Genomic DNA, 1,324 nt, shown 5'->3' with positions numbered 1-1,324 from the left:
GGTGCTGGTGCATATGGTGTTTTTAAAGTTCATAATTGTATGAAGAAATATACGAAAGCTAAATTTTTACAGGGTGAGGGCACAGAAACACCTACTTTTGTGAGGTTTTCTACAGTTATAGGATCAAAAGGATCAGCAGACACCTTGCGAGATCCTAGAGGATTTGCTGTTAAATTTTATACGGAAGATGGAAATTATGATTTGGTAGGGAATCATATACCGGTGTTTTTTATAAGGGATGCTATGAAGTTTCCAGATATGGTTCATTCATTTAAACCTTCTCCAGATACTAATCTTCATGATTCTAATAGATTTTGGGATTTTATAACAAATAGTCCTGAGTCTACTCATATGATTACATGGCTATTTTCAGATAGGGGAACAATAAAAAGTTATAGAAAGATAGAAGGATTTGGTGTAAATACGTATGTTTGGATTAATGATCAAGGAGAAAGACATTTTGTTAAATATCATTGGAAGCCACTAGCAGGGCTTGAAACAATAACAAGAGATGAGTCAGTAATTCTTGCTGGTACTGATCCAGATATAGCAACAAGAGATTTATATGATACTTTAAACAATGGTAAAACTGTTGAATATGACCTTTTTGTTCAACTTATGAAAGAACATGAAGAGTTAGATAATGATTTTGATCCATTAGATGCAACAAAAGTGTGGCCAGAAAGACTTTATCCACTTATTAAAGTTGGAAGACTTACATTAAATAGAGCACCTGAAGATTTCTTTACAGAAGTTGAACAAGCAGCCTTTTGCCCAGCAAATTTAATTCCAGGTATAGAGGCATCAAATGACAAACTTTTACAAGGAAGATTATTTGCCTATCATGATAGTCAAAGATATAGGATTGGTAAAAATTTTGAACAACTACAAGTTAATAAGCCCAAAGTTCAAGTTAATAACAATATTGAGGATGGTCAAATGAATTACCATATAAGAGAAGGAAAAGTAAATTATAAACCAAATTCTTTAAATGGTAATAAACCTATTGAAAATAAAGAAAAAAATAAAAATATGGTTTTTATAGAAGGAAAAATACAAAGAAATACGATACCAATAACCGATGATTTCAGTCAAGCTGGAGATAGGTATAGGGCTTTTTCTAAAGTAGAACAGGATCATTTAGTTGATAATTTAATTGATGATTTATCAAAAGTAGATAAATTTATTCAAAAAAAGGCTATAGTTAATTTTATGAAGTCAGATAAAGAATTAGGTACAAGAGTAAAGGATGGACTAAAATTGTAAAGTATAGTATTTACTTAATTATTAAATAAATTGTAGTATTATAATTTAAAATAGAAAT

Annotated in this window: 1 protein-coding gene; it reads left to right on the top strand. The window is 30.1% G+C overall.

Annotation, left to right across the window (positions count from 1 at the left end; genetic code table 11):
* The coding region (locus CSGHG_RS19165) for a catalase (RefSeq protein WP_010291447.1) at positions 1 to 1,266 on the top strand (1,266 nt) is incomplete at its 5' end.
* Between the last annotated feature and the right edge of the window lie 58 nt (positions 1,267 to 1,324).

The sequence above is a fragment of the Clostridium senegalense JC122 genome, from assembly GCF_000285575.1.
Lineage (GTDB): Bacteria > Bacillota > Clostridia > Clostridiales > Clostridiaceae > Clostridium_J > Clostridium_J senegalense.
Note: the sequence above shows the minus strand (reverse complement) of the source record. Positions and strands in the feature narration are given on the sequence as shown.